The organism is Bartonella florencae, from assembly GCF_000312525.1.
Taxonomy (GTDB): domain Bacteria; phylum Pseudomonadota; class Alphaproteobacteria; order Rhizobiales; family Rhizobiaceae; genus Bartonella; species Bartonella florencae.
Window position 1 is genome coordinate 1 of record NZ_HE997465.1, and the last position, 1,630, is coordinate 1,630.

Consider the following 1,630-nt stretch of genomic DNA (forward strand, 5'->3'; position numbering starts at 1 on the left):
AACAAACTCTTTGTGATCTGTTGATGTAAATTCTTGCGTCCCTTGGGCTTTGATATCCTTTTCACTGAATTCTTTGCCTCCATAGGTGCTGCCAATCTTCAATTTTGCTTCCGTAAACGCCGTCTTAACATATGCTTTGATTGAAGTGATCAAAGCACCACGAGGTAAGATCCCGATTTTCTCCGTAAGATGCTTATCTTTATGCGATATGTTTAAACGAAAAAAACTCACCTGTTGCGTGTGAAAATTTCTGCCCTGTAAGGGCTTTGGTAATCCTTCTGCCATATTTTATTTCCTTTCCTTTTAAATTAAGAAGGCTTTTCACCAGAGCAAGTTGAAACAACAACTGTTCCAAAATCTTGCGCGTTTTGCCCTCTTCCAGGCATTTGGAAACGTGTTTTCTTCATTCCTATGATTGTTTTCGCTGCAACACCATACACTCGCTGGTAATCTTCTAGTTCTTCAACCAACTTATAGCGCGTGTCTTGATTTTCTGCTCCAAAAGCCAGCATCGCGCTTTGTGCGCCTAGTAAAACAGCACGGCGTACATTTTCTTCAGCGCTACCATCAGATTTTACACCATGGGTCACATGTTCGGATTCACGTAAAACAACACCGTTATACATTCCTAATGAACCATCAAAGATTGGGTTCTTCGCACGAGAACCTGAATAAACCGCCTTTTGGATATCAAGCCATTGACCGGTATCTGTATTCGTTCGCAATTGCATAACTTGTATAGGATGAAGATACATTACGTAAACATTCGAACCACCAACCCGTACTGGTCTAATTTTGGGGTTAGCCAACTTTGCAACTTTTACGGCCTCATCGATAAGCTTCAAACTAAAGCTATGTTTGCCTAACTCTTTTACTTCTTCATCCTTAGCTTTACTCTCTGGACGTACAATGCGCTTACTACTTGGTGCTAGTGGTGTATTAAAACCATAATACAATTCATCAAGTTCAATCTCACGTCCTTCAAACTTTATTGTAGACGCTGTGTATCCACAAACTTGAAGAAAAAACATCAAACTCAAACGGTCGGCATACCAATCAACCAATGATTTGTGTGCTTCATCGCGTAAACTAAACAAAATACGTTGTTGATCAATCGTACCTTTATTCTTCGTCGAAACGGCATGATTTAGTTCATTGATATATAATTTGTCGTGAAGAAATTGGAGTGCTTCTTCATTACCTTTTAGCGTTTCACCCTCGCTTACACCACGCCCCATAATCTGCGCTCGTAAGCTAAATGTAACACAATCTCCACCTTCTTTCCTAAGTTCATTCTTAACTTGAATGATACTATTAGAGCCTTCTCCCATTAAGGGTTCAATATCAAGCGCTTTGGACGCTTCATAATTTAATCTCTTTGACCAAGCTTTTACCGCTTGGGCATCATTAATAGGTATACGTGTTATTGCCATTTATTTTGCCCTTCTTTGCTATAAAAAAACCGGCTTAAAGCCGGCGGAAAATCCGAAAAACGGAATATGCTGTCGATCTAGACCATAATCAGTCGTCACGACCCATTAACTTATCAAAAATGATTTGATTTTTAGGATTACTATACCATTCTCCAAACGCTTTATCAGACATATTTGCAATGGTTTCCAAAGTAATA

At 39.3% G+C, this 1,630-nt stretch carries 2 protein-coding genes; both read right to left on the reverse strand.

Features of this window, described 5'->3' with window-relative positions; all coding sequences use genetic code 11:
- A partial coding sequence (locus BN202_RS08750; protein WP_019220269.1) for a hypothetical protein occupies positions 1-285 on the reverse strand: 285 nt, incomplete at its 3' end.
- 23 nt (positions 286-308) lie between these two features.
- On the reverse strand, positions 309-1,433 hold the full coding sequence (locus BN202_RS08755) for a N4-gp56 family major capsid protein (RefSeq protein ID WP_019220270.1): 1,125 nt from the start codon (positions 1,431-1,433) through the stop codon (positions 309-311).
- Between the last annotated feature and the right edge of the window lie 197 nt (positions 1,434-1,630).

What these genes read in the sequence shown, in the direction of transcription:
- BN202_RS08755 (WP_019220270.1), bottom strand. Translation starts at nt 1,433, where the DNA reads ATGGCAATAACACGTATACCTATTAATGATGCCCAAGCGGTAAAAGCT.